At 63.0% G+C, this 21688-nt stretch carries 17 protein-coding genes and 1 pseudogene; 5 read left to right on the forward strand and 13 right to left on the reverse strand.

Annotated elements, in window-relative coordinates:
- The first annotated feature begins 51 nt into the window (after positions 1-51).
- On the forward strand, positions 52-1002 hold the full coding sequence (locus P5205_02765) for a ketose-bisphosphate aldolase (protein HSA09270.1): 951 nt from the start codon (positions 52-54) through the stop codon (positions 1000-1002).
- Between the two features lie 205 nt (positions 1003-1207).
- On the opposite strand, the gene P5205_02770 is transcribed toward P5205_02765, so the two are convergent.
- The 10 genes from P5205_02770 to P5205_02815 form a co-directional block, all read right to left on the reverse strand.
- Positions 1208-2551: a Gfo/Idh/MocA family oxidoreductase gene (locus P5205_02770; protein ID HSA09271.1), complete on the reverse strand. Its 1344-nt coding sequence runs from the start codon at positions 2549-2551 to the stop codon at positions 1208-1210.
- A gap of 159 nt (positions 2552-2710) precedes the next feature.
- Positions 2711-4018 (reverse strand): glucose-1-phosphate adenylyltransferase, encoded by a 1308-nt coding sequence (locus P5205_02775; GenBank protein ID HSA09272.1) that lies wholly within the window; start codon positions 4016-4018, stop codon positions 2711-2713.
- A gap of 90 nt (positions 4019-4108) precedes the next feature.
- Positions 4109-4846 carry a translation initiation factor IF-3 gene (gene infC, locus P5205_02780; GenBank protein ID HSA09273.1) on the reverse strand — a complete coding sequence of 246 codons (738 nt, stop codon included), beginning with the start codon at positions 4844-4846 and terminating at the stop codon, positions 4109-4111.
- A 260-nt stretch (positions 4847-5106) separates the two neighbouring features.
- A complete protein-coding gene (recA, locus tag P5205_02785; protein ID HSA09274.1) occupies positions 5107-6171 on the reverse strand; it encodes a recombinase RecA in 1065 nt (354 codons plus the stop codon).
- A 158-nt stretch (positions 6172-6329) separates the two neighbouring features.
- Complete coding sequence (locus P5205_02790) at positions 6330-7391, reverse strand: DUF1080 domain-containing protein (protein HSA09275.1); 1062 nt, start codon at positions 7389-7391, stop codon at positions 6330-6332.
- A gap of 263 nt (positions 7392-7654) precedes the next feature.
- Complete coding sequence (locus tag P5205_02795; protein ID HSA09276.1) at positions 7655-7822, reverse strand: hypothetical protein; 168 nt, start codon at positions 7820-7822, stop codon at positions 7655-7657.
- Complete coding sequence (locus P5205_02800) at positions 7819-8148, reverse strand: hypothetical protein (GenBank protein HSA09277.1); 330 nt, start codon at positions 8146-8148, stop codon at positions 7819-7821. The genes P5205_02795 and P5205_02800 overlap by 4 nt, the downstream gene beginning before the upstream one ends.
- Positions 8149-8337, reverse strand: a complete 189-nt coding sequence (locus tag P5205_02805) for a hypothetical protein (GenBank protein ID HSA09278.1) — start codon at positions 8335-8337, stop codon at positions 8149-8151. It lies immediately after the preceding gene.
- Positions 8338-8751: 414 nt separating this feature from the next.
- Complete coding sequence (locus P5205_02810; protein ID HSA09279.1) at positions 8752-10110, reverse strand: neutral/alkaline non-lysosomal ceramidase N-terminal domain-containing protein; 1359 nt, start codon at positions 10108-10110, stop codon at positions 8752-8754.
- 279 nt (positions 10111-10389) lie between these two features.
- On the reverse strand, positions 10390-11754 hold the full coding sequence (locus P5205_02815; protein ID HSA09280.1) for a neutral/alkaline non-lysosomal ceramidase N-terminal domain-containing protein: 1365 nt from the start codon (positions 11752-11754) through the stop codon (positions 10390-10392).
- 166 nt (positions 11755-11920) lie between these two features.
- Between P5205_02815 and P5205_02820 the strand changes: the two genes are divergently transcribed.
- Positions 11921-13090: a hypothetical protein gene (locus tag P5205_02820; GenBank protein HSA09281.1), complete on the forward strand. Its 1170-nt coding sequence runs from the start codon at positions 11921-11923 to the stop codon at positions 13088-13090.
- 48 nt (positions 13091-13138) lie between these two features.
- Here the strand turns inward: P5205_02820 and P5205_02825 are convergent, their stop codons facing one another.
- The gene (locus tag P5205_02825; GenBank protein ID HSA09282.1) at positions 13139-15304 is read right to left on the reverse strand and encodes an Ig-like domain-containing protein; all 2166 of its coding nucleotides are present in this window, start codon (positions 15302-15304) and stop codon (positions 13139-13141) included.
- Positions 15305-15988: 684 nt separating this feature from the next.
- Here P5205_02825 and P5205_02830 point away from each other — a divergent pair.
- Positions 15989-16696, forward strand: coding sequence for a cytidylate kinase-like family protein (locus P5205_02830; protein ID HSA09283.1), 708 nt, complete (start codon positions 15989-15991; stop codon positions 16694-16696).
- Between the two features lie 106 nt (positions 16697-16802).
- Here the strand turns inward: P5205_02830 and P5205_02835 are convergent, their stop codons facing one another.
- Together P5205_02835 and P5205_02840 are read right to left on the reverse strand one after the other, a co-directional pair.
- Entirely contained in the window at positions 16803-18653 is a 1851-nt protein-coding gene (locus tag P5205_02835) for a homoserine O-acetyltransferase (GenBank protein HSA09284.1), read from the reverse strand.
- Positions 18654-18735: 82 nt separating this feature from the next.
- The gene (locus P5205_02840; GenBank protein ID HSA09285.1) at positions 18736-20037 is read right to left on the reverse strand and encodes an O-acetylhomoserine aminocarboxypropyltransferase/cysteine synthase; all 1302 of its coding nucleotides are present in this window, start codon (positions 20035-20037) and stop codon (positions 18736-18738) included.
- A 446-nt stretch (positions 20038-20483) separates the two neighbouring features.
- Between P5205_02840 and P5205_02845 the strand changes: the two are divergent.
- Positions 20484-20958: pseudogene (locus P5205_02845) on the forward strand (hypothetical protein).
- A 148-nt stretch (positions 20959-21106) separates the two neighbouring features.
- Positions 21107-21559, forward strand: a complete 453-nt coding sequence (gene tnpA / locus P5205_02850; GenBank protein ID HSA09286.1) for an IS200/IS605 family transposase — start codon at positions 21107-21109, stop codon at positions 21557-21559.
- The last annotated feature ends 129 nt before the right edge of the window (positions 21560-21688 follow it).

The following is a 21688-nucleotide window of genomic DNA, read 5'->3' on the forward strand; positions in this document are numbered from 1 at the left end:
CCTTTTATTCTTAAACAAAATAATCTGTAAGAGATACAACAAAGAAAGACCATGATAGTCACCAGTGCCCAACTTTTCCGGGTTGCCTATGGCAAATACGCGATCGGAGCTTACAACATCAACAACGCCGAGCAGGCTATGGGCCTGTTCAAAGGCTGCCTCGCCAGCCAGGCGCCTTTCATCATTCAGATCTCCAAAGGCGCCCGCAAGTACACCGACAAGCGCATGCTGGAAGCCATTATCCGCTCCGCCGGCGAGATCTTCCCCGATGCAATTTTCGCTGTGCACCTCGACCACGGCGACGAGGAGAGCTGCTATGACTGCATTGACTCGGGCTTCTATAGCTCGGTGATGATTGATGCCTCGCACGATCCCTTCGAGCAGAACGTCGCGATCACCAAGCGTGTCGTGGATCGCGCCCATGCCAAGGGAATCAGCGTCGAGGCTGAATTGGGCATGCTGGGCGGCGTTGAGGAGGACATCAAGGTTGAGGAAGGCAACGCTTGCCTGACAGATCCCGCCGAGGCCGAGCGATTCGTCAAACTGACCGGTTGCGATTCGCTGGCCTGCGCTATTGGCACCAGCCACGGCGCCTTCAAGTTCAAGGGCCGACAATCCCTCCACTTCGACGTGCTCGAGAAGATCAAAGCCCGGCTTCCCGGCTTCCCGTTGGTCATGCACGGCAGTTCCAGCGTCCCCAAGACAGAAGTTGACCGCATTAACGAAGCGGGGGGCAAGATCGCCGGTTCCATGGGTGTAGACCCCAACGAGTATCTCCCCGCCGCCAAGCTTGGCGTCACCAAGGTTAATATTGACACCGACGGCCGCCTGGTCTGGACACGTGTCCATCGCGAGTTCTTCCGCGACAAGCCGGCCGAGTTCGACTTTCGCCCGCCGGGCAAGATCTTCATCGAGGAATACTCCAAGTTCATCGCCAGCCGAAACCAGTTACTCGGCTCGGCTGGACAACTCGGGGCGGTCCGCGCCGCCGTGCAAGGATAAGCCTTTGGGGCCTGCTGGCTCCACCACTCCTGTCAAAGGTGAGGTGACCAATAGCAGGGCCTGAGCTATTTGCTTCACGGTCGGCAGCGGTAGCGGGGCGGCCTGTAGATGTTGTTCGGACGCTTCAAGGCGCAGGCCACCCAGCGCCAGCATCGTCTCGTGAACCTCGGGTAGTTCACGCGGCCCAAAGGTTGTAGTCAGGCGCTTAGACCAGCTTGGTTTGGCCGGGTATGGCGACTGGATAAAGCCCGTCGGCGCCTGGTTTCACCGGCGGCTCGGTGTCCATCGTGATCTCGCCCGCCGGTGGGAACGCAAACTTGGAATCCAGGGCTTCCTGCCATGTGATCTTCCGCCCGGAATAGACCACGATTTGGCCCAGGACGGCCGCCAGGGTCGAGTCGGCCAGAGTCTTCGCGCGCTGAAAGGGCCTGCCGGCGCGGATGGATTGCAGGAACTCCAGGTGTTCCTGTTCGTAGGGCGACTTCTTTGATAAGGCAGCATCCGCGCGCCATGTCATTTTGCCTTTAAGATCGGTGAAATGCGGACGGTCGAAGGCGGCGAAGTGGCAGCGGCCTTTGGTCCCGTGGAAGATGTCGTGGTTGTAGCCGTAACAGCCGACGGCGGTCCGGCAGGAACCGTAGATGCGGCGGCCGTCGGGATACTCGTAGGTGACATGGTGATGATCGAACGAGGTGCCCATGGAGGTCTGGAAATGCGTCGAGCGCCCGCCCATGCCATAGGCCGCCTCCGGCATGACGTCGCCGAGTGCCCACAGGGCTGAATCGAGGTTGTGGATGAGGGACTGGGGGATGTCGTCGCCGCCAAGCCACGTGAAGTGATACCAGTTGCGGAGCTGATACTCCATCTCGCTCCATTCCGGCTGGCGCTCAATCAAACGGTAGGGTCCGCGCAGGTAATCGCACTGAATGGCGACAATGTCGCCGATCTCGCCCGCGTGGATGCGCTTGATGGCCTCGCGCCGGCCGAGGTGGTAACGGTAAGTCACGCCGGCGAGCATGCCGGTGCCGTTCTTCTTCGACAGTTCGTCGGCTTGCAGAATTTTCCCGATGCCGGCGACATCTACCGAGGCGGGTTTCTCGACGAAGACATGCTTCTTGGCCTGCACAGCCGCCAGGGCGTATTCCGGATGGAAGCGCGAGGCGCAGGCGATCAGCACGACGTCGCAGTTCTCGATGACGCCGCGATAGCCGCTCAGCCCGGTGAACTGCCGCTCGCGGGGGACCTGAATCCGATTGGGGAACATCGGGGTCAGCGTCTTGAGGGCGGTCTCGACCTTCTCCGGGAAGATGTCGGCGACAGCCCAGAGCTGGGTGCCGGAGTCGGCCGTCAGCGCGTCGCCGGCCGCGCCGGTGCCGCGTCCGCCGCAGCCCACGAGGCCGAGCTTGATGATGTTAGTCTCCGCCGCGTGGGCGAAGCGGCCCACGTCGAGCGCGCCGATCAACGCGGTCCCGGCCACAGTGGCTGAGGTCTTGAGAAAGTCGCGACGGCTGGTGGAAGTGGTTTCGGTCTTTTGTGGGGTGGTCTTCATAGTTGTTTCGATTGAGCGGTAAACGCGGAGCTAAGAGTAACAGGCCGGCTGCATCGTTCCAGCAAAACAAATCCGCCCGGTCGATCCAAGCCGATAAAAGGACCGGGCCTGGGCTGGCTGCGCGGGCAGAGGGAAGAAACCTACGGGTCAGGCCGGGGGTCAGATCACTGTTCCGTGCGGTATGATACCGTTCTTGGGGATGATGACAATGCCGTCGCGGATGAAATAATTCGGATGGTCCACCTTTTCCGGCTTGCCCGCCGGGGAGATGATCACGTTGTCGCCGATGCGCGCATTCTTGTCCACGATGGTATTCTCGATGCGGCAGTTGGCGCCGATGCCGATGCGCGGCTTGCCGGCCTTCTCGTGCTCCTGGATGGATTCGAGCGACTCGTAGTAGTCGCTGCCCAGCAGGATCACCCGGTTCAACACCGTGCCGACGCCGACGCTGCTGCGCAGGCCGATGATGCTGTGGGCGATGACAGCGCGGTTCAGAATGCAGCCGTCCGAGATCACGGCGTGGTCAATCTGGGCGCCGTTGATCTTTGAGCCGGGCAGGAAGCGCGGCCGGCTGAAAATCGGGGCGGCCATGTCGAAGAAGTTGAAGCGCGGCAGCTCGCTCGTCACGTCGAGATTGGCCTCGAAGAAGGCGCGAATTGTCCCGATGTCCTCCCAGTAGCCCTGGAAGACATAGGAGAACACGCGCAGGTCCTGGATCGCGTTGGGAATGACATGCTTGCCGAAGTCGGTGAGCTTGTTGTCCATCAGGCGGCGAATAATGTCGCGGTTGAAGACGTAGATGCCCATGGAGGCCAGCAGCATTTCGCCTTCCCCCTCGATGCCCAGCGGACCATGCCAGTCCGGCGGCAGCTTGAGCGAATCCAGCACCGCCGGATCCTTGGGCTTCTCCACGAAGCGCGTGATGCGGCGCTCGGCATTCACCTGGATGATCCCCAGCGATTGGGCCGCGTGCCGGCCGACGGGAATGGTGGCCACCGTGATGTCGGCGGCGGTTTCCGCGTGCTGTTGAATGATTTGGCGAAAATCCATGCGGTAGAGCTGGTCGCCGCTGAGGATGAGGAGGTAATCCCACTCATGATTCATGAAGTGAATCATGTTCTTGCGCACGGCATCGGCGGTGCCCTGGTACCACGAGGTATCGGCGTAGGTCTGCTCGGCGGCGAGGATCTCGACGAACCCGCCCGTGAAATGGTCGAACTTGTAGGACTGCGCGATGTGCCGGTGCAGGGAGGCGGAGTTGAACTGGGTAAGCAGATAGACGCGCCGCAGGCCGGAGTTGATGCAGTTGGAGATGGGGATGTCCACCAGGCGGTACTTGCCGGCCAGCGGCACCGCCGGCTTGGCGCGCTCCTTGGTGAGCGGGAACAGGCGCGTGCCCTGCCCGCCGCCCATGATCACGGAGAGCACATGGCTGGTGTTGGCGGTCTGGCGGCTGGTGTGGGACATGGCGAGTCCTGGTCCGGCTTACTTCATATCCGGGCAGCCGCGGTTGCCAGCCGGGGCCGGTTGCGGTTCGGACGAAGTGCGTTGTCAAGGTTAGCCATTGACGTCGAGTTCGGCAAACGGGTTGTTCTTGAACCCTTCGGTCCTGGACTCGTCTTGCGGCGCGCTGGCGGCCCGCTCGATCTGCACGGGCTGGCCTGGCAACCTGTTTGCGCCGCGCGCCGGGGCTGGAGGAGAGGGGGGGGACAGTGCAACCTCGCCCGGAAGGGGGGCCTTAGCCCGCTTGTTACGCGGCAGGGGGGAAATCATGACGTGGATGCCGCGCCCGACCAGCTTGGGTTCAAAGTCGGGATGCCCGTAAGCGGCAATGTCGGTCAGAAAATCCTGGATAACCTCGAAGCCATACTCGGTGTGGGCCATTTCCCGGCCACGGAACTTGAGCGTGACCTTGACCTTCATTTCCTCACACAGGAATTCAATGGCGCGCTGCAGCTTAACGCCCAGGTCGTGCCGATCAATCTTCGGACTGAGCTGCACCTCTTTGACCTTGTTGGCGTGCTGGTGCTTTTTGGAATCCTTGTCGCGCTTGGCTTGTTCGAAGCGGAACTTGCCGTAGTCCACGAGCCGGCAGACGGGCGGGTTGGCGGTCGGGGCGATCTCAACCAGGTCCACACCGCCGGCCCGCGCGAGCATTAGGGCGTCCCCCAGGGAGAAGACGCCGAGCTGGTTGCCTTCGGTCCCGATGACCCGGACCTCGCGGGCGCGAATTTTCCCATTAACCCTGATGAACGGACCGGCAGGAGCGCGACGTGAAGCAAAGGGGCGACTCAAGACGCCCTCCTCGATAGGGGCTTATTCATGCAGCTATTGCCTGAACCATGACAACATTTTGACCGCTATAAATAACACGCCCTTATTAACTCCTGGGCGCCAGGATGGCAAGCAGTTAATTGCACCACTCAAACAGCCCCCAAAATGCCAGCGGGCCGCGGCGAACGCGGAACCGGCCAGGCAATCCCAGTGGCTCCTTTGGCCCCGGCCGGAGGGAGCCGGCACTCCGATGGACAGCGCTTGGCGGCGCCCTGAACCGGCTACGCGGGGGCGGCAGCCCGGCGGGCCATGATCGCGTTGACGATCTTCTTCGCCAGCTCCGGCTTCTCCGCCAGCGCCCTTTGCGCCGCGTCCTTGCCCTGGCCGATCAACTCGCCCTCGAATTGGAGCCAGGCCCCTTTCTTCTCGACCGCCCCGCATTCGACGCCGACGTCAAGGATGCTGCCTTCCTGGTTGATGCCGTGATTGTAAATAATGTCGAACTCGGCCTCGGCGAAGGGCGGGGCCACTTTGTTCTTCACAATCTTCACCTTGACGTGGTTGCCCACCGCGTTGCCGGCGGCGTCCTTGAGCGTGTCCCGGCGGCGGATGTCGATGCGGACGCTCGCGTAGAATTTCAGGGCTTTGCCCCCGGGCGTGGTCTCGGGATTGCCAAACATCACGCCGACCTTTTCGCGCATCTGGTTGGTGAAGACGCAGGTGGTTTTGGCCTTGGCCAGAATGGCGGTCAACTTGCGCAGCGCCTGGCTCATCAGCCGCGCCTGCATGCCCATCGTGGCCATGCCCATCTCACCCTCGAGTTCGGCCTTGGGCACCAGGGCCGCCACGGAGTCAATGACAATGACGTCCAGCGCGTTGGACCGGGCGAGGGTCTCGCAAATAGAGAGGGCTTCCTCGCCACTGTCCGGCTGCGACACAAGCAGATCATCCAGGTTCACGCCCAACCGCTTGGCGTAGACCGGGTCGAGGGCGTGTTCGGCGTCAATAAACGCGGCCAGTCCGCCCGCTTTCTGGGCGTTGGCGATCACGTGCAACATCAAGGTGGTCTTGCCGGAGGATTCGGGGCCGAAGATTTCCACCACGCGCCCGCGCGGGATGCCGCCGACGCCCAGCGCCAGGTCCATGGCCAGCGCGCCGGTGGGGATGACCTCGATTTGCCTCAGCGCGCGGGCGTCGCCCAGGCGCATGATGCTCCCGTCGCCGTAGGCTTTTGTGATAGCGGAAAGGGCGGCGTCAAGGTCCCGCTGGCGGGTCGCGGCAACCTTGGCGGCTTCGGCGGCTTTCGTGTCGGCGGCAGCGGATTTGTCAGGAGTCTTGGGAGGCATATGTGTGCATTAATGTGGTTTGGAGCCTGAGTTGCAAGCGCGGGCCATATTGAGCAATCCCGCGCGATCAGTCAAATGCCACTTTGGCGCTTCGGTAAACGTCCGGGGACAACCGGGGCTCCGCTTTTGTTGAACGGGCCGGTGCTTTGGTTTGGCGTTTACTTCGTGCGCTTCGCCTCGTTGGCGCCCTCGCCGACTGACCAGATCAGCCGGTCGGGCTTGCCCTGGCCGCCGCCGGGGAACTCGATTTGCACGTCGGTGGTCTTGGCGAAGAACTTCGTCGGAGACTCCGCGAACAGCAGGAACTTGCGGCTGCCCAAGCGAGCGGTCAGTTGGCTTCCCTCGCGGCCGATCTCGATGGGATCATAGCTGCCCGCATAGCTGTCGAGCCGGGCATTCGGCAGCATGAACTCCTTCTTGCCGGGCTTGCCGAGTTCACGAACCCAGATGTTGCGGAAACGGACCGGGTTGCCGTGGTCCTGCAGCGAGATGGGCTGCTTCTCCGGGTGGGGCTGATAGGGGGCCCGATCGAGCCAGTCCGTGGGGCCGGTCAGTTCGACGTTGTTCTGGATGAGCACGCCGTTCTGGAACACGGTCATGTAAGCTGGGGAGATGAGCTTGCCCTCCGCGTCGAAGCGCGGGGCGGTGTAAACGATGTCGTAGGTCTGCCATTGTCCCGGCGGGCGGCAAACGTTAACCAGCGGCGGGTATTGGCCGTAAATTGAGCCGGCACCGCCGTCGGCGTAGGTCGTGTTCTCATAGGAATCCAGGACCTGTATTTCATAGCGGGTCAGGCCCAGGAAGACGCCGCTGTTGCCGCGGCCCTGGCCCTTGCCCTCGCCCGGCACCGGCGTGGCCCACTCGACGTGAAGCTGGCAATCGCCGAAGCATTGGAGAGTGCGGATGTAGCCGCTGCCCTTGACGCATTCCATGTAGCCGTCGCGGGTAATCCACTTGGTCGGGCTGCCGTCCATGCTGACCCATTGCGAGAGGTTCCCGCCGTCGAACAGCACGGTGGCATCGGAGGGCGGTTTGCCGGCCTGGTCCTGTGTGCTGGCGGTAGCCGGGGCCACCACGGGCGGTTGGGGGCGATTGCGGTCGTGATCAATCCAGTTCGGGTCAGGTTGGGCCAGGCAGGCCGGGCCGCTCGCCCATGACAAGGCACCCAAAAGGGCAAGATTAAGCGTAATCCTGGAGAGAATAGGTCTGGCGGTATTCATATGGTAGGTCATTGGTATCTGGACTGCATGTGATCTGGCAGCTTAGCCATTAGCCGGAGTGGAGGAAAGGAATGTTTGGGCCCCATGTAATCCCTCAATCTGGCAGGGCGCTTTCGCCGCAAGCGCCACCGTTTGGCCGCCTCGGCGAGGCGGCCCCACCCAGGACTGAAGGGCTTACGGCCCCATCAAATGCGAGAAGCCCGGCGCGGCAAACCGCCCGCTTCGTTTCGCACGCACCCCGCAATTCCCGAAGCCCTTTGCGGCTAACTCCTGCGAAGCGGCTGCTGCCGTCGCAGCGGGCTGGAGGCAATCAAGCGGCTGCGGTCACGGAGCTTTTCGAGCAGAATGACCTTCTCGGAAAAGGGGAGCGCGGCCAGGCGCTTTCGCGTCTCGCGTTTGCTTTCCAACACTCGGCGCATCCAGTCATTCATAAGTCCCGCAGGAACTTATCACCGAACTTCTCCCACTTGGCAAGCAGGCCATGACGGGCCAGGATTTGGTCGAGCTTGTCAGCGTCAATGACTCCGGCTTCGATGAATTGGAGGATGCGAGTGCAATCCTTGGGGCGGCTCACTTGGAGAGCCAGAGCGACCATGTGCTCGGCGGTCATAACCCAGGTCGAGACATCATCGAGCCGGGTTTCGATCGCTTGCGCGAGCGCCTCTTCACCCAAAGCGTCGCCGGGAGGAAGGAACTGAACGTGCCAACCTTCGATGATCACGTATTCTCCCTGGGCTTGATAACCGCGGGCAGTCAATTAGTCGTAAATCGGGCCAAGTGTGAGCAACGAATGGCTGGGGCCATCCTTGAAGGAGAGGAAGATATCAATGTCGAGGGTGGCGGAGGGTTCCACATAAAAGGTCGCCGCCACGGCTCCGCCAATGGCGTAGCGGTCAATGACGCCGTCGGCCTGCATCCCGTTAATGACTGCCAGCGTGGCTTTCATGGCTGCTTCGGATTCTTATTGATGACTTGTCTCGTCCATCGGTTCGTTGGGCGGCGAGAGACTAACGCACCCTGGGCGGAATTGCACCAGGAAAGGGCCAAGGCACGACAAGAGTAAAGCAGTCGGAACGGGTGCGTCGCGCAGGGTTTCCTACGGTCAATGACCCGCTAACTGAAGCGCAATAGCTACTGCCATTCCATAGTCCTGTACCGGACGGCCGCTCCGATAGAAATCGGTGTTGTGTCCATTTTTGAGACAGTGGTGGTTCCCGAGTGCACTCCCCACAGCCGGAAATGCCGGTGTGACAACGCTGAGACACCCGTTATTACCCGGTGTGTATCCCATGGGGCCCGACCCCCATGGGATACACACCGTGGTCACGCCGGATTGGCGCCGTATCATCGCCGTAGCCGGCTACGGCTGGGGCGGTTGGCCGGGGGCGCGGAACGTGCGCGGCAGGAGCTGGTGAACGGTGGAGACGATCAGGTCTTCGGTTTGCTCCGCCAGGCGGGTAGGGCGGTCGTAGTAGATCATGGCGTAGCCGGCTTCGTAGCCGCCTTCGCGCCAGACGCGCCGGGAGGGGATGTAACAGGGAACATCGTTGGCGTAGGCGTTAACCCAGAGGCGCGAGGGGTCGTATTCCCGCTTGAGGCGCAGGGAGTAGTCAACGACGACTTCGCCGGGGAGGAATATCAGGGCCAACTGCTTGCCGAAGTTCCACGTCTGCACGAGGTAAGGGAGTTCAGTGGGCAGCTTCTCGCCGCGGTCGAGCCGGGCGAGGTTTTTCTGTGCGTGGTAGGCGACGTATTGGATGTTGGATTGCGCCTGTGCCATCCATTGCTCACGCGTGGGGAGGGTGTCGAAGGGCAGGGCGATGGGTTTGGCCTGGCAGGTCAGTTTATCGCGCAGGGGAGTGAGCGGTTGCTGAAGGAGGGTGTTGACGGCGGTGCTGATGGCGTTGCCGTGCTGTTGGGCGAATTCCAGGCCGGGGCGGGGATGAGGGTTGGCGTCGCCTCCGCAGGCCGCGGCGACGAGCGCCACTGCGCCAGGGTGGTCGCGCTCGAGGTGTTCGCGGGCGTAGCCGGCCCAATCGCCGCAAATACGGTTGGGGGTGGCGCCCAGAGTGGTGCAGTGACAGGCGTAGCTCATGAACAAGGCGCGGACCTGGCCCGACTTGTCGCGCGCGACGAGGACGGGCAGGTCGTGGTCCACCGGGCCGTCTTTGATGCGGCGGTTGGCGGCGAAGCCGGCTTTGGTCTGGCCCCACGCCAGCGTGGCGGGTTGGCGGGCCTGAAGAGCGGCAAAGGCCACTTGCTCCAGCTTGTCGGTCAAGTCCCGGGTGTAGCGGTTTACCCGGGCCTGCTGATCCGAGGGGAGGTCTCTCCCGAAGAGGTTGGCCAGGCAGCCGGCCAGCATGGGCGCGGTGTGGGTGTGGGTGGAGCAGAGGGCGAAGCGCTCGTTGCGCAGACGGGCCTTCCTGGCGAGACGGGCGGCGATCTCGTCGCGCACGGCGGCCGGCACGCCGACGTTGTCCACGGTGATCAGCAGGGCGAGGGTCCTCCGGCTGCTGCCGATGGCGAGGGCCTGGGCGTAAATGCGCTGGTCCACCCCCTCGTGTTCGCTCTGCCGCGCGGCGTAGCCGCTGAGCCAGACCGGGTAGTCCGGCGTGATGTCCACCCGCGCCGCGCCGACGGAGTAGTAAACCGGCCGGGCCGCGTGCGAGAGGAGCGGGCTGAGGGACAGAAACAGGAGCGAAAGGAGGAGGCGTGGCATGAGATGGTGCACGGGTGGAGTGTATCCCGGAGCCGGCACGCCGGGCAAGCCCGGGCGGATCGCAGTCAAGCAGGGGTGTTCGGAGGCGCGCACGGGTGGGGCAAGAGCGGTGTCGCGCTGCGCTTGCCACCGCAGTCCAGGACGCCGGGCGCGGGCTGCCAGTGCGTGTGCTAATCCAAATACCGATGGAAAGCCAGGGATACCAGGGCTCGCGGGGACGCTCGCCGTCCCGACCTGGAGGGGAGCACCGACTGACCCCGGCAGCTGCGACCTCGGAACTTATCTTGGGGCGAGGAATGCGGGCGGGAGCAGCTCGTGAACGGTGGAGACAATCAGCTCCTCCGTCCCCTCAACCAGGCGGGTTGGGCGGTCGAAGTAAATCATCGCGTCGCCGCCCTCGTAGCCGCCCTCGCGCCAGATGCGCTTGGAGGGGATGTAACAGGGCACATCGTTCGCGTAGGCGTTCACCCAGAGCCGGGTCGGGTCATATTCCTTCTTCAGCCGCAGCGAGTAGTCCACGACCACTTCGCCGGGCAGGAACACCATCGCCAGCTCCTGGCCAAAGTTCCAGGTCTGGACGAGGTAGGGCAGCCGGGTAGGCAGCTTCTCGCCACGGTCGAGCCGGGCCAGGTTCTTCTTCGCATGGTAGGCGATCCAATGATTGTCTGATTGCGCCAGCGCGGTCCACTGCTCGCGGGTGGGCAGGGTGTCGTAGGCCAGGGAGATGGGTTTGGTCTGACAGGCGAGCTTCTGCCGGAGGGGGGACAGGGGCCGCCGCACGAGTTCATTGACGGCGGTGCGGATGGCGTTGCCGTTCTGCGTGGCGAACTCGAGGCCGGTGCGCGGGTTGGGATTGGCGTCCGCGCCGCAGCCCAGGGCGACCAGCACAATGGCGCCGGGATGATCCCCCTCGAGGTGCTCGCGCGCGTAGCCGGCCCAATCACCGCAGATGCGGTTGGGAGTGTCGGCGAGCGTGGTGCAATGGCAGGCGTAGCTGGTGAAGAGAGCGCGGACGCGGCCGGACTTGTCGCGCGCGACGAGGGCAGGGAGGTCGTGGTCCACCGGGCCGTCCTTGGTGCGGCGATTCGCGGCGAAGCCGGCTTTGGTCTGGCCCCAGGCCAGTGTGGCGGGCTGGCGGGCCTTGAGCGCGGCAAGGGCCACTTGTTCCAGCTTGTCGGTCAGCTCGATGGTGTAGCGGTCAACTCGTTCCTGCTGGTCGGGCGGGAGGTCCGCGCCGAAGATATTCGGGCAGGAGCCGGTCAGCATCGGGGCGGTGTGGGTGTGGGTGGAACAGAGGGCAAAGCGCTCATTGCGCAGGCCGGCCTTCTTGGCGAGGCGCGCGGCGACTTCCTCGCGCAAATGGGCCGGCACGGCCACATTGTCCACGGTCACCACGATCGCCAAACTCCGCTTGCTGCTGCCGATCGCCAGGGCCTGGGCATAGATGTGCTGGTCAATGCCTTCGGATTCCTTAACCCGCGCCCCGTAGCCGTTGAGGCGGATCGGATAGTCCGGCGTGATGTCCACCTGTGCGGCGCCGACGGCGTAGAAAGTCTCTTTGGCAGCCAGAGCGGGCAGCGCACCGAAGGTTAGCAGCAGCAGCGGAATGAGGAGGCGTCGCGGGAGATGGTTATTTGCTGGCATCGGCGAAGCCTACTCCGGGCCGGGCGATGCGAGCAAGTCCGGCGTAGAAAGGGACAGCCATGATGCCTTTAGCTGCCGGATGCAGGGCACGGCGGCACTTTCTGGTTGGCGCTGCGACCACAAGCCTGCGAGATTGGGCGGAGAAGAAAGTGATGCGATGCTCCGGATGAAACGAGTTCTATGGATTTGCGGCACCCTGGCAATCTCGCTTACGTGCGGGAGCGGATCGGCCGCCGAGGCAGGAGCGCAGGACGGGCTGCGAGATAAGTTCGAGGCCCGGTTCCTGAAGTTCTGCGACCTGGCGACGGTCGAGTTGAACAAGGAGATTACAGGGTTCACGAGCCGGACGAATGCCGACCCGGCGACGCATCACATGCCGTTCTTCGAGGACGCGCACGCGGTGCGGGCGCTGGCGGTGGCTTATGACCTGACGGGCCGGCGGGCTTACCTGGACGCGTGCCGGCGGTGGTCGGACCGGATGATCGCATATCAAAACCGGATGATTCCGAGGGGGGCGTATTACATGAACCACGGGCGGGCGCCGGGCCAGGACCAGGGGCAATGGAACCTGGCGGACAGCGGGTCGGTGGCCGCGGGGGTGCTGGCGACGGCAACGCGCTGCGCGGGGACGGCGGACAGGGAACGCTACCTGCGGTCGGTGAAGGCGTTCGCGCAATTGGCCATGGACAACTACGTCGGGCCGGAGGGGGGCATCAGCAACGGCTTGTGGCCGGAGTATGCGGGGCAATGGTGGTGTTCGAGCGCGACGTTCGGGACGACGGCGTTCATTCTCTATGAGGAGACGGGGGAGGAGAAGTATCTGAAGGTGGCCAGGGGCGCGATGAACTGGCTGCTGGGGCAGGATTTCCGCGAACTGAAACCCATCACGTTTCAGCAGCGGCCATCCGGAACCATCTTCTACTGCTTCGAACTCTACCTGGCGGGGTGGAAGCACCTGGCGCCGGACAGCGGGAGCTATCAGACCGCCGGGCGGCAGGTTGACCTGGCGCTGGAGTGGATGGCGAAGAACCAGAAGACGCGCGGGGCGGATGTGCCCGATTACACCGAGCGGAACGTGGACCTGGCGGGGCTGCCTTACCTGATGTACGGGTTTGCCGGTCGGTCGCCGCGGTGGCGCGGGGTGAGGGCGGCTGCAGACGGCGAGCTGGAGTACATCGGCAAGCTGCTGCTGAAAGACGGCGATCCGAATGTCTCACGCCTGATGGTGTGGGAAGTGATGACCTGGGGGATGCTCTCGCACGCGGAGCGGCTGGCGCCCGGCGCGCTGCTGCGCGGCTCGCGGACACCAGGCTTAAAGCAAAATCCCGGGCGGTGAATCGCCGCCCGGGATTGCCGGGGTCAGGAGGACAACAGCCGCTCTACGCTAGGGCTGCGTGCCAACGACCTGAAGGTTGCCGGGCGCCGCCGGCCGCGAGCGCACGGTCAGTTGGAAGACGCGGTTGGCCGTGTCGGTGCCGTCGCTGACAGTGATGGTGATATTGGCGGAGCCCGTCTGTCCGGTGGTGGGCGTGATGACTACGGTGCGATTGCCGCCGTTGCCGCTAAAAACGATGCGCGAGGTGGGCACCAGGCTGGTGTTGTCCGAGCTGCCGGAAACCGCCAGGCTCGCGGCCGAGGTCTCGGCGTCGGCAATTGTGAAGGCAATAGCCGGAGTGGAGGTGTTGGCCGCAATCATCCGGTCGGCGATAGCGGAGATGGTCGGCGGCTCATTGACGTGGTTGACGGTGACAGTAAACGTGCGGGTGACAATGTTATTGCTGGCACCGCCATCATTCACGGTTACGGTAATGGTCGCGGAGCCGTTAGCGTCGGTGACCGGCCTGAAGGAGATTGAACCGCTGGCGCTGGGGCTGGTGTAACTCACCGTTGGGTTCGGAATCAGGCCCGTGTTGCTGGAGGTGGCGGTGACCGCCAATGTTTGTGACTCGTTGGCCGCGCCGGTGCCGATGCCGGTCAGGCTGACGGTCTGGAGGGTGGCATTCTCGTTAATCGTGACGTTGGCCAGATTGTTGAGCGTGGGAGGCTGGTTGACCGGGGTGACAGTGACGGTGAAAGTGCGGGTCACGATGTTGTTACTCGCGCCGCCGTCATTGATGGTAACAGTGATAGTGGCCGCGCCATTGGCGTAGGCGACGGGCGTGAAGGAGATTGAACCGCTAGCATTGGGGCTGGTGTAACTGACTGTCGGATTCGGAATCAGGCCCGTGTTGCTGGAGGTGGCGGTAACCGCCAACGTCTGGGACTCGTTGGCCGCGCCGGTGCCGATGCCGGTCAGGTTGACAGTCTGGAGGGTGGCATTCTCGCTAATCGTGACATTGGCCAGGTTGTTGAGCGTGGGAGGCTGGTTGACCGAGTTGACGGTGACGGTAAAGGTGCGGGTCACGATGTTGTTGCTCGTGGCGCCGTCATTGACGGTGACGGTGATGGTCGCGGCGCCGTTGGCATTGGCGACCGGGGTGAAGGAGATTGAACCGCTGGCGCTGGGGCTGGTGTAACTCACCGTTGGGTTCGGAATCAGGCCTGTGTTGCTGGAAGAGGCCGTGACGCTGAGCGTTTGGGACTCGTTGGCCGCGCCGGTGCCGATGCCAGTCAGGCTGACGGTCTGGAGGGTGGCATTCTCGTTAATCGTGACATTGGCCAGGGTGTTGAGCGTGGGAGCCTGGTTGACCGAGTTGACGGTGACGGTAAAGGTCCGGGTCACAGTGTTGTCACTCGAGGCACCGTCATTGACGGTGACGGTAATAGTCGCAACGCCATAGGCGTTGGCGACCGGGGTGAAGGAGATCGAACCGCTAGTGTTGGGGCTGGTGTAACTCAACGTTGGGTTCGGAATCAGGCCCGTATTGCTGGAGGTGGCAGTGACGGTAAGAGTCTGGGACTCGTTGGCCGCGCCGGTGCCGATGCCGGTCAGGTTGACAGTCTGGAGGGTGGCATTCTCGTTAATCGTGACATTGGCCAGGTTGTTGAGCGTGGGAGGCTGGTTGACCGGGTTAACGGTGACGGTGAAGGTGCGAGTCACGATGTTGTTGCTCGCGCCGCCGTCATTGACAGTGACGCTAACGACGGCTGACCCATAAGCATACGGGACCGGGGTGAAAGAGATTGAACCGCTGGCGCTGGGGCTGGTGTAATTCACCGTTGGGTTCGGTATCAGGCCCGTATTGCTGGAGGAGGAGGTGACGACAAGGGTTTGGGATTCGCCAGTCGCCCCGGAACTGATACCGCTCAGGTTAACGGTCCGGAGGCCGGAGCTCTCGTTAATGGTGACGTTGGCCAGGGCGTTCAGCGTGGGCGCCTGGTTCGGCAGAATGATCTGCGTTGACACCTCAGTGGAGTAATCACTCTCCAGGCCGAAGGTGTCCACCGCGGTGGCCGCGAAATAATAGGTTGCGCCCACTACCAGATTGGAGACAGACACGGTGAGATTCGTGCCTGCAGAGACAGAGTTGGTGTAGGTGTTCTTGGCCACACCATAGTACACCTTGTATTGAGCGATGACATTCGTGCTGGGACTCTTGTCCCAGGCCAATGTGACGACCCCGGCGGCTTCAGAGGCCAGCGGTGTTAGGGCAAAGCAAGAGCCCAGGATAATGGATGTGAGAACCGCGCGCCTCCCACGAGGTGAAGATACTAAGCACAACATACTACGCGCCCGGCAATGCATAAACGCTGCCAACCGATCGGCAGCCCGCCCCGAGGGCTGTCTGTCAGGATGGCCGGAACCGGGATTGATGGAGCACACCCTATGCAATAACCCATTGAATCAAGTGCATTTACGCATAAACACCCCTTACCCCGGACTGGCGCAGCGAACTGAACTTTGCTGGAATACACTCAAACCACCCCGCCCAGTCAGGCCCGGGCGGGCAGGTTTTCAGACAGCGTGTCCTGGAAAAGAGCAGATGCTCAGCACGTGGCTCCGCTCCATGCCGATTGGTGAAGGTTGGGCGCTCTCGCCGAGAGCGCCGGGAGACGGCGGTTTACGGCGAAACCGCCCTGCCATCGCTGAAGATTGGGGTGCCCAAGCGCCCCCGGGCAACGCGGACTTGCTGAGCCGGTCGGTTTCGATAATGCTCGCAAATATGCCGGCTCAGTTCATGCCGGGCGAGTTGGTTAAGCCTTGCAGGTAGCGTAAATTACGTTAGACTCGACCCGAAGGACCGGAATGTCGGTGCGTGGGGATGGTAGTAAACGACTGAAACTACGAGCAATTATGCAAACACAACCTGGTTTAGACCGTGCCTTAAGTTTCCTTAACTGCCAGTTGCAACCCTCGCGCAAACGGTCTGCTCCCCCCAGGGCTGGCCTGGCCTTCCGCGCCGTGACGATGTCGCGCCAGACCGGCTCGGGAGCGCACATCGTTGCAGAGAAGCTCGCTGCCCACCTGCAGGCTCACAGCCCCAAAGACTCCTGCCCCTGGACCGTCTTCGACCGCAACCTGGTGGAGAAAGTCCTGGAGGATCATAATCTCCCCCAGCGCCTGGCCGGATTCATGCCCGAAGACCGGGTATCCGAACTGGAAGACACCGTGGACGACTTGCTCGGCTTGCACCCCCCTTCCTGGACATTGGTGCGCCAGACCACGGACACAATCCTGCGCCTGGTCGAGCTGGGCAACGTGATCCTCATTGGACGCGGCGCCACAGTCATTACCGCCAGGCTTGATTACGTCTTCCATGTCCGGATCGTGGGCTCGCTGGAGAAGCGCGTGAAGCATGTGCAGGAGTTGAACCGTATAAGCAAGGAAGCCGCGCTGGACATCATCCGCCGGGAAGATCGCGGCCGCAAGCGCTACCTGAAAAAGTACTTTGGCATGAACCCCGACGATCCGCTGCAGTACCACTTGATTATCAATACTGACAGCATCGCCTGCGACGAGGCGGCCCGCATCATCGGCGACGCCATCGTTAACCACGCGTGACCAGCGCGCCGCGCCGTCCGCCACTCGGCTTGCGCCGCGGCGGTGAAGCATAAGGGGGTTGGGAGGGCGCCTCCGCCCGCGTCAAGAACGGGCCGGGCCCGCTGCCTCAGCCGGGTGCCGACCGCTCAGCCACATCCCGCTCGGCTGCTGCATCCGCGCGGCTGATGACGAAGATCGCCAGGTCAGCGTTCAGGTTCGGATGCTCAAACACCTCGGCCCTGGCTTCGGTATCCAACGCGATGCGCCGGTGCACCTGGAAATTCTTCTGGCGGCAGAAGTCCTCGAAATCGGCAATGGTGAAAAAGCGAATGTTCGGGGTGTTATACCATTCGTAATGCAGCACACCGGCAGACTTCGGCGCTCGCCCCGTCTCAGCCAGCATCGTGCGGAGGCGGTGATAGCCGAAGTTGGGAATGCTCACGATACAGGTGCGGCCGATGCGCACCATCTCCGTCAGCACGCGTTCCACGTCCTGCACCGCCTGCAGCGTCTGAGACAGGACGACGCAGTCAAACTGCCCGGTGGCAAAGGCGCCGAGGCCCTGGTTCAGGTCGGCCTGGATGACATCCAGCCCGCGGCGGACGCCGCTCAGAACCTTCTGCTCGTCCAACTCGACGCCCACCACGCGGCGGTGGTTGGTCTCCCGCAGCCCGGCCAGGAAGGTGCCGGAGCCACAGCCCAAATCCAGCACGCTGGCGCCGGGCGGAATCAACTCGGCAATGCGCTTATGATCCAGCCGGTGCTGGTGGAAAATGCTGGTTGGGCCGTGCCCCTCGTCTGCGACGGCCGTCCGCCCGCTGGGTGTGGGAGCCAGATGGTCCAGGAAGGCCCGCGTCAATTCGCCATACACCGGCAAGTCGTTGGGCAGCAGGAAGGCGTCATGGCCGCAACTGCTTTGCACATCGCAGTAGCTGACGGGCGCATTGTTGGCAATCAGGGCATTGACGATGTCGCGCGACTGGTCGGACGGGAACAGCCAGTCGCTGGAAAAGCTGACCACCAGCCACCTGGCGCGCGAATGGGCGAGCGCCGCCGCCAGCTCGTTCGGGGTGCTGCCGAGGTCGAACAGGTCCATCGCCACCGAGAGCGTCAGGTAACTGTTGGCGTCGAAGCGCTCGACGAACTTGGCTCCCTGGTAACCCAAATAGGAGCCGACCGAAAAGCGCTTCTCGAACTCGATCGCCACGTCCCGCGGCTTGAGGCGGTCGGCTTCGAACTTGTCGCGCATGGCCTCCCGAGAGAGGTAAGTGATATGCCCGATCATCCGGGCCAGCGCCAGCCCCACCTTGGGGCCCTGCGGCCGGTCATAGTATTGCCCGCCGTGAAAGTGCGGATCCCGGAGGATGGCGTTGCGCCCAACCACGTCGAAGGCCAGTGCCTGGCTGGTCAGCCGCGCGGAAGTTGCCAATGCCACCACGCCCCGCACGCGGTCCGAATGACGGGTTGCCCACGTCAAAGCCTGATGCCCGCCGAGCGAACCGCCCACAACGGCGAGCAACTGGTGGATCCCCAGCTTGACCAGCAATCGGCGCTGCACCTCCACCATGTCGCCGACCGTGATGGTGGGGAAGTTGCGCCCGTAAGGCTTGCCAGTGGCGGGGTTGATGCTGCCGGGGCCTGTGGTGCCGCGGCAGCCGCCGAGCAGGTTGGGACAGATGACGAAATAGCGGTCGGTATCAATCGTCTTGCCCGGGCCGACCGCGATATCCCACCAGCCGGGATCGTCCTGCTCGTCGTGCCGGGCCACGTGCGAATCACCGCTGATCGCGTGGCAAACGAGAACCGTGTTGTCGTGTGCGGCGTTCAGCTCGCCGTATGTCTCGTAAGCAACTACGACGTCGGCCAGCTGGCCGCCCAGCTCCAGTGCCAAAGGCTCCTCCAGCTTCGCCGACCGCGCGTGACGCAACGGCTTGGCGTGGCGGGTGGTGTCACTGCTCTCGAACGGGTTCTGGCTCACGGCGGTCATTCTGGCGTAAGCAGCCCGCGTTGGCAACGCGCGCGGGCGCGCTCCAAGCCACACTCCGGCGCGGGACGCTTCTTCACTTCTGCGAGGCCTTGAGCGCCTGGTCAAGGTCGGCTTTGATGTCCGCTGCGTCTTCGAGCCCGATGCACAGCCGCACGTAGTCCGGCGTGACGCCCGTCTCGGCCTGCTCCTTCGCGCTCAACTGCTGGTGCGTGGTGGACGCGGGATGAATCACCAGGCTCTTGCCGTCGCCGATGTTCGCCAGGTGCGAAAACAGCTGCACTGAGTTGATAAACTTCCGGCCCGCTTCCAGGCCGCCCTTGATGCCGAAACCCAGGATGCCGCCAAAGCCCCGCTTCAGGTATCTGGCCGCGAGCTTGTAGTTCGGGTTGTCCGGCAGCCCGGGGTAGATCACCCAGCTCACCAGCGGATGCTGCTTGAGCCACTGCGCCACCTCGAGCGCATTCTCCGAATGCTGCCGCTGCCGCAGCGGCAGCGTCTCCAGCCCCTGCAGGAACAGGAACGCGTTGAACGGGCTCAGGCAGGCGCCGATATCCCGCAGCAGTTGCACCCGCGCCTTGATGATATAGGCCACATTGCCCAGGCCCGGGAAATTGCCGAACACGTCCCAGAACTTCAGCCCGTGGTAGCTCGGGTCCGGCTCCGTGAACTCCGGGAACTTCCCGTTGTCCCACTTGAACTTGCCCGCGTCCACGATCACCCCGCCGATGGACGTGCCGTGGCCGCCGATATACTTCGTCGCCGAGCTCACGATGACGTCCGCGCCATAATCAATCGGCCGCACCAAACCCACCCCGACCGTGTTATCCACCAGCAGCGGCACGCCCGCCCCATGCGCAATTTTCGCCAGCGCCTCGAAATCCGGCACGTCCAGCTTCGGGTTGCCGATCGTCTCCGCAAACACCGCCCGCGTCTTCGGCGTTATGGCCTGCCGAAACGCCTCCGGCTTCTGCGAGTCCACGAACTTCACCGTCCGGCCCATCTTGGGCAGCGTATAGTGAAAGAGCTGGTAGGTGCCCCCGTAAAGGTTGTTTGCCGACACAATCTCGTCGCCCACCTGGGTAATGTTCAGCAACGCCAGCGTGCTCGCCGCCTGCCCGGACGCCACCGCCAGCGCGCCGGTGCCGCCCTCGATCGCGGCGATCCGCTGCTCGAACACGTCGGTCGTCGGGTTCATGATCCGCGTGTAGATGTTCCCGAACTCCTTCAGGGCGAACAGGTTTGCCGCATGGTCCGAGTCCTTGAAGACAAACGATGTGGTCTGATAAAGCGGCACGGCACGTGCCCCGGTCGTCGGATCAGGAACCTGGCCGGCATGCAATGCCTGCGTGCTGAGGTTCTTGGATGAAATACTCATATATGCTGTGTATGATAACCACTTATTGTGTTTAAGCAAGGCAGCCCTGCCCGCCCGGCGCGCATGGGAACCACACCGTATACGCACCGTATCCACACCGTATCCACACCGTAGGTTCAATAGCTTAACCCATTGTGCCTATTTGACTTAGGCCAACGCGCCCCCAAACACCCCGCAAAACCAGTATAAGTGCTTGTTGAAGAATGACTTGCAGCGATTCCGCGGGCCAAAGAGCCCCCTCCCGGCACCGACAGCCCCGCCGCATCACACCGGTTCCGCACGCGGATGGGAATCCCCAAGCGATTTAGTGTGACTATGCAGAGCGTCAGCCGCTGAACCAGCGCCACCCTGGGTAAGAACGTCCTATGATATAGTCTTCTCCCTCGCCTGCCGCTCACGCCTCGACACCACCCTGCCTGCGGGATACTCTCCCGCCGCATTTGGTCATGAGCCTGGTGAAGTTCAAACAACGCGTCGCCGACCACGGCGAGGTCTTCACGCTCCCGTGGATGGGCGAGGCCATGCTCAACCGAGTACCTGAAACTCGATCCGGCCGACGACCTCTATCGCGCCGCGTCCTTCGTGCTTTCGCAGAACCTCATCCACGGCGACGCCCTCGCCATGCGCACGCGCACCGAAGGCCGCAAAAGCTGCAAACCCTCTGCCACCCACGGCGGCTCCCCGTCCATGCGTAGGCACACGTGCCAGCCGATCATCGTCGCCGAGTGGGGCTGCCTCGGAAAGGGGAAGTTCCAACGGCGCGACTTCCGCCTCGATAACCTGACCCTTTCCTCCGCCTTCAGCGCGCAAGACTCGCTCTTCGCCCAGCTCGGCAAGCACGACATATTCTCGCCCGCCAGGACCTACCGCCCCATGACGGTGGGCGAGTTGGCCGTCATTACGCAGGAGGCAACACGATGAATCATCCCGACCCCGCCCCATCCACGGCCTCTTGCCGAACCAATTATGAATCCTCTCACCCCTGCCCCGAAGGGGCATCCTGTGACAGCCCAGGGCAACGCCCTGGGAAACTGACCCACATGCTTAAGCCCTGAAGGGGCGTAACCACATGCCGCAATCCCTCGCCCAAATCCTCGCGCATCTGGTCTTCTCCACCAAGAACCGGGAGGCGGTCCTGCCCGATGACATCCGCGGTGAACTCCACGCCTACATCGGCGGCATCGTGGCGAACCAAAACGGGACGCTGCTCAAGGCTGGCTCCGTCGCCGACCACATCCACCTGCTGATCGCCATGCCTCGCACCTGTTCGCCCGCCGATCTGGTGCAGGAGATCAAGACCGGCTCATCCAAATGGGTCAAAACGAAGGCGGATCGCTACGCCCGCTTTCACTGGCAGGGAGGCTACGGCATCTTCTCGATCAGCCCTTCCCACCGCACGGCGCTTGAGGAATACATTGGCCATCAGGCCGAGCATCACCGGGTCGTGACGTTCCAGGAGGAATACCGGCGTTTGCTCCAAAAATACGGCGTCGCATACGATGAACGTTATGTGTGGGATTGAGCCCCGTTTCGCCCTTTCAGGGCTTGATTGGTGTGATGGCTTCGTTCCCAGGGCGTTGCCCTGGGCTGTCTCATCCTGCCGCGTTGCGGCAGCTGCACCTCGCCGCGCTACCGCATCCTTCTCACCTTG

The sequence above is a fragment of the Candidatus Paceibacterota bacterium genome (genome assembly GCA_035452965.1).
Classification (GTDB): Bacteria; Verrucomicrobiota; Verrucomicrobiia; order Limisphaerales; family UBA8199; genus UBA8199.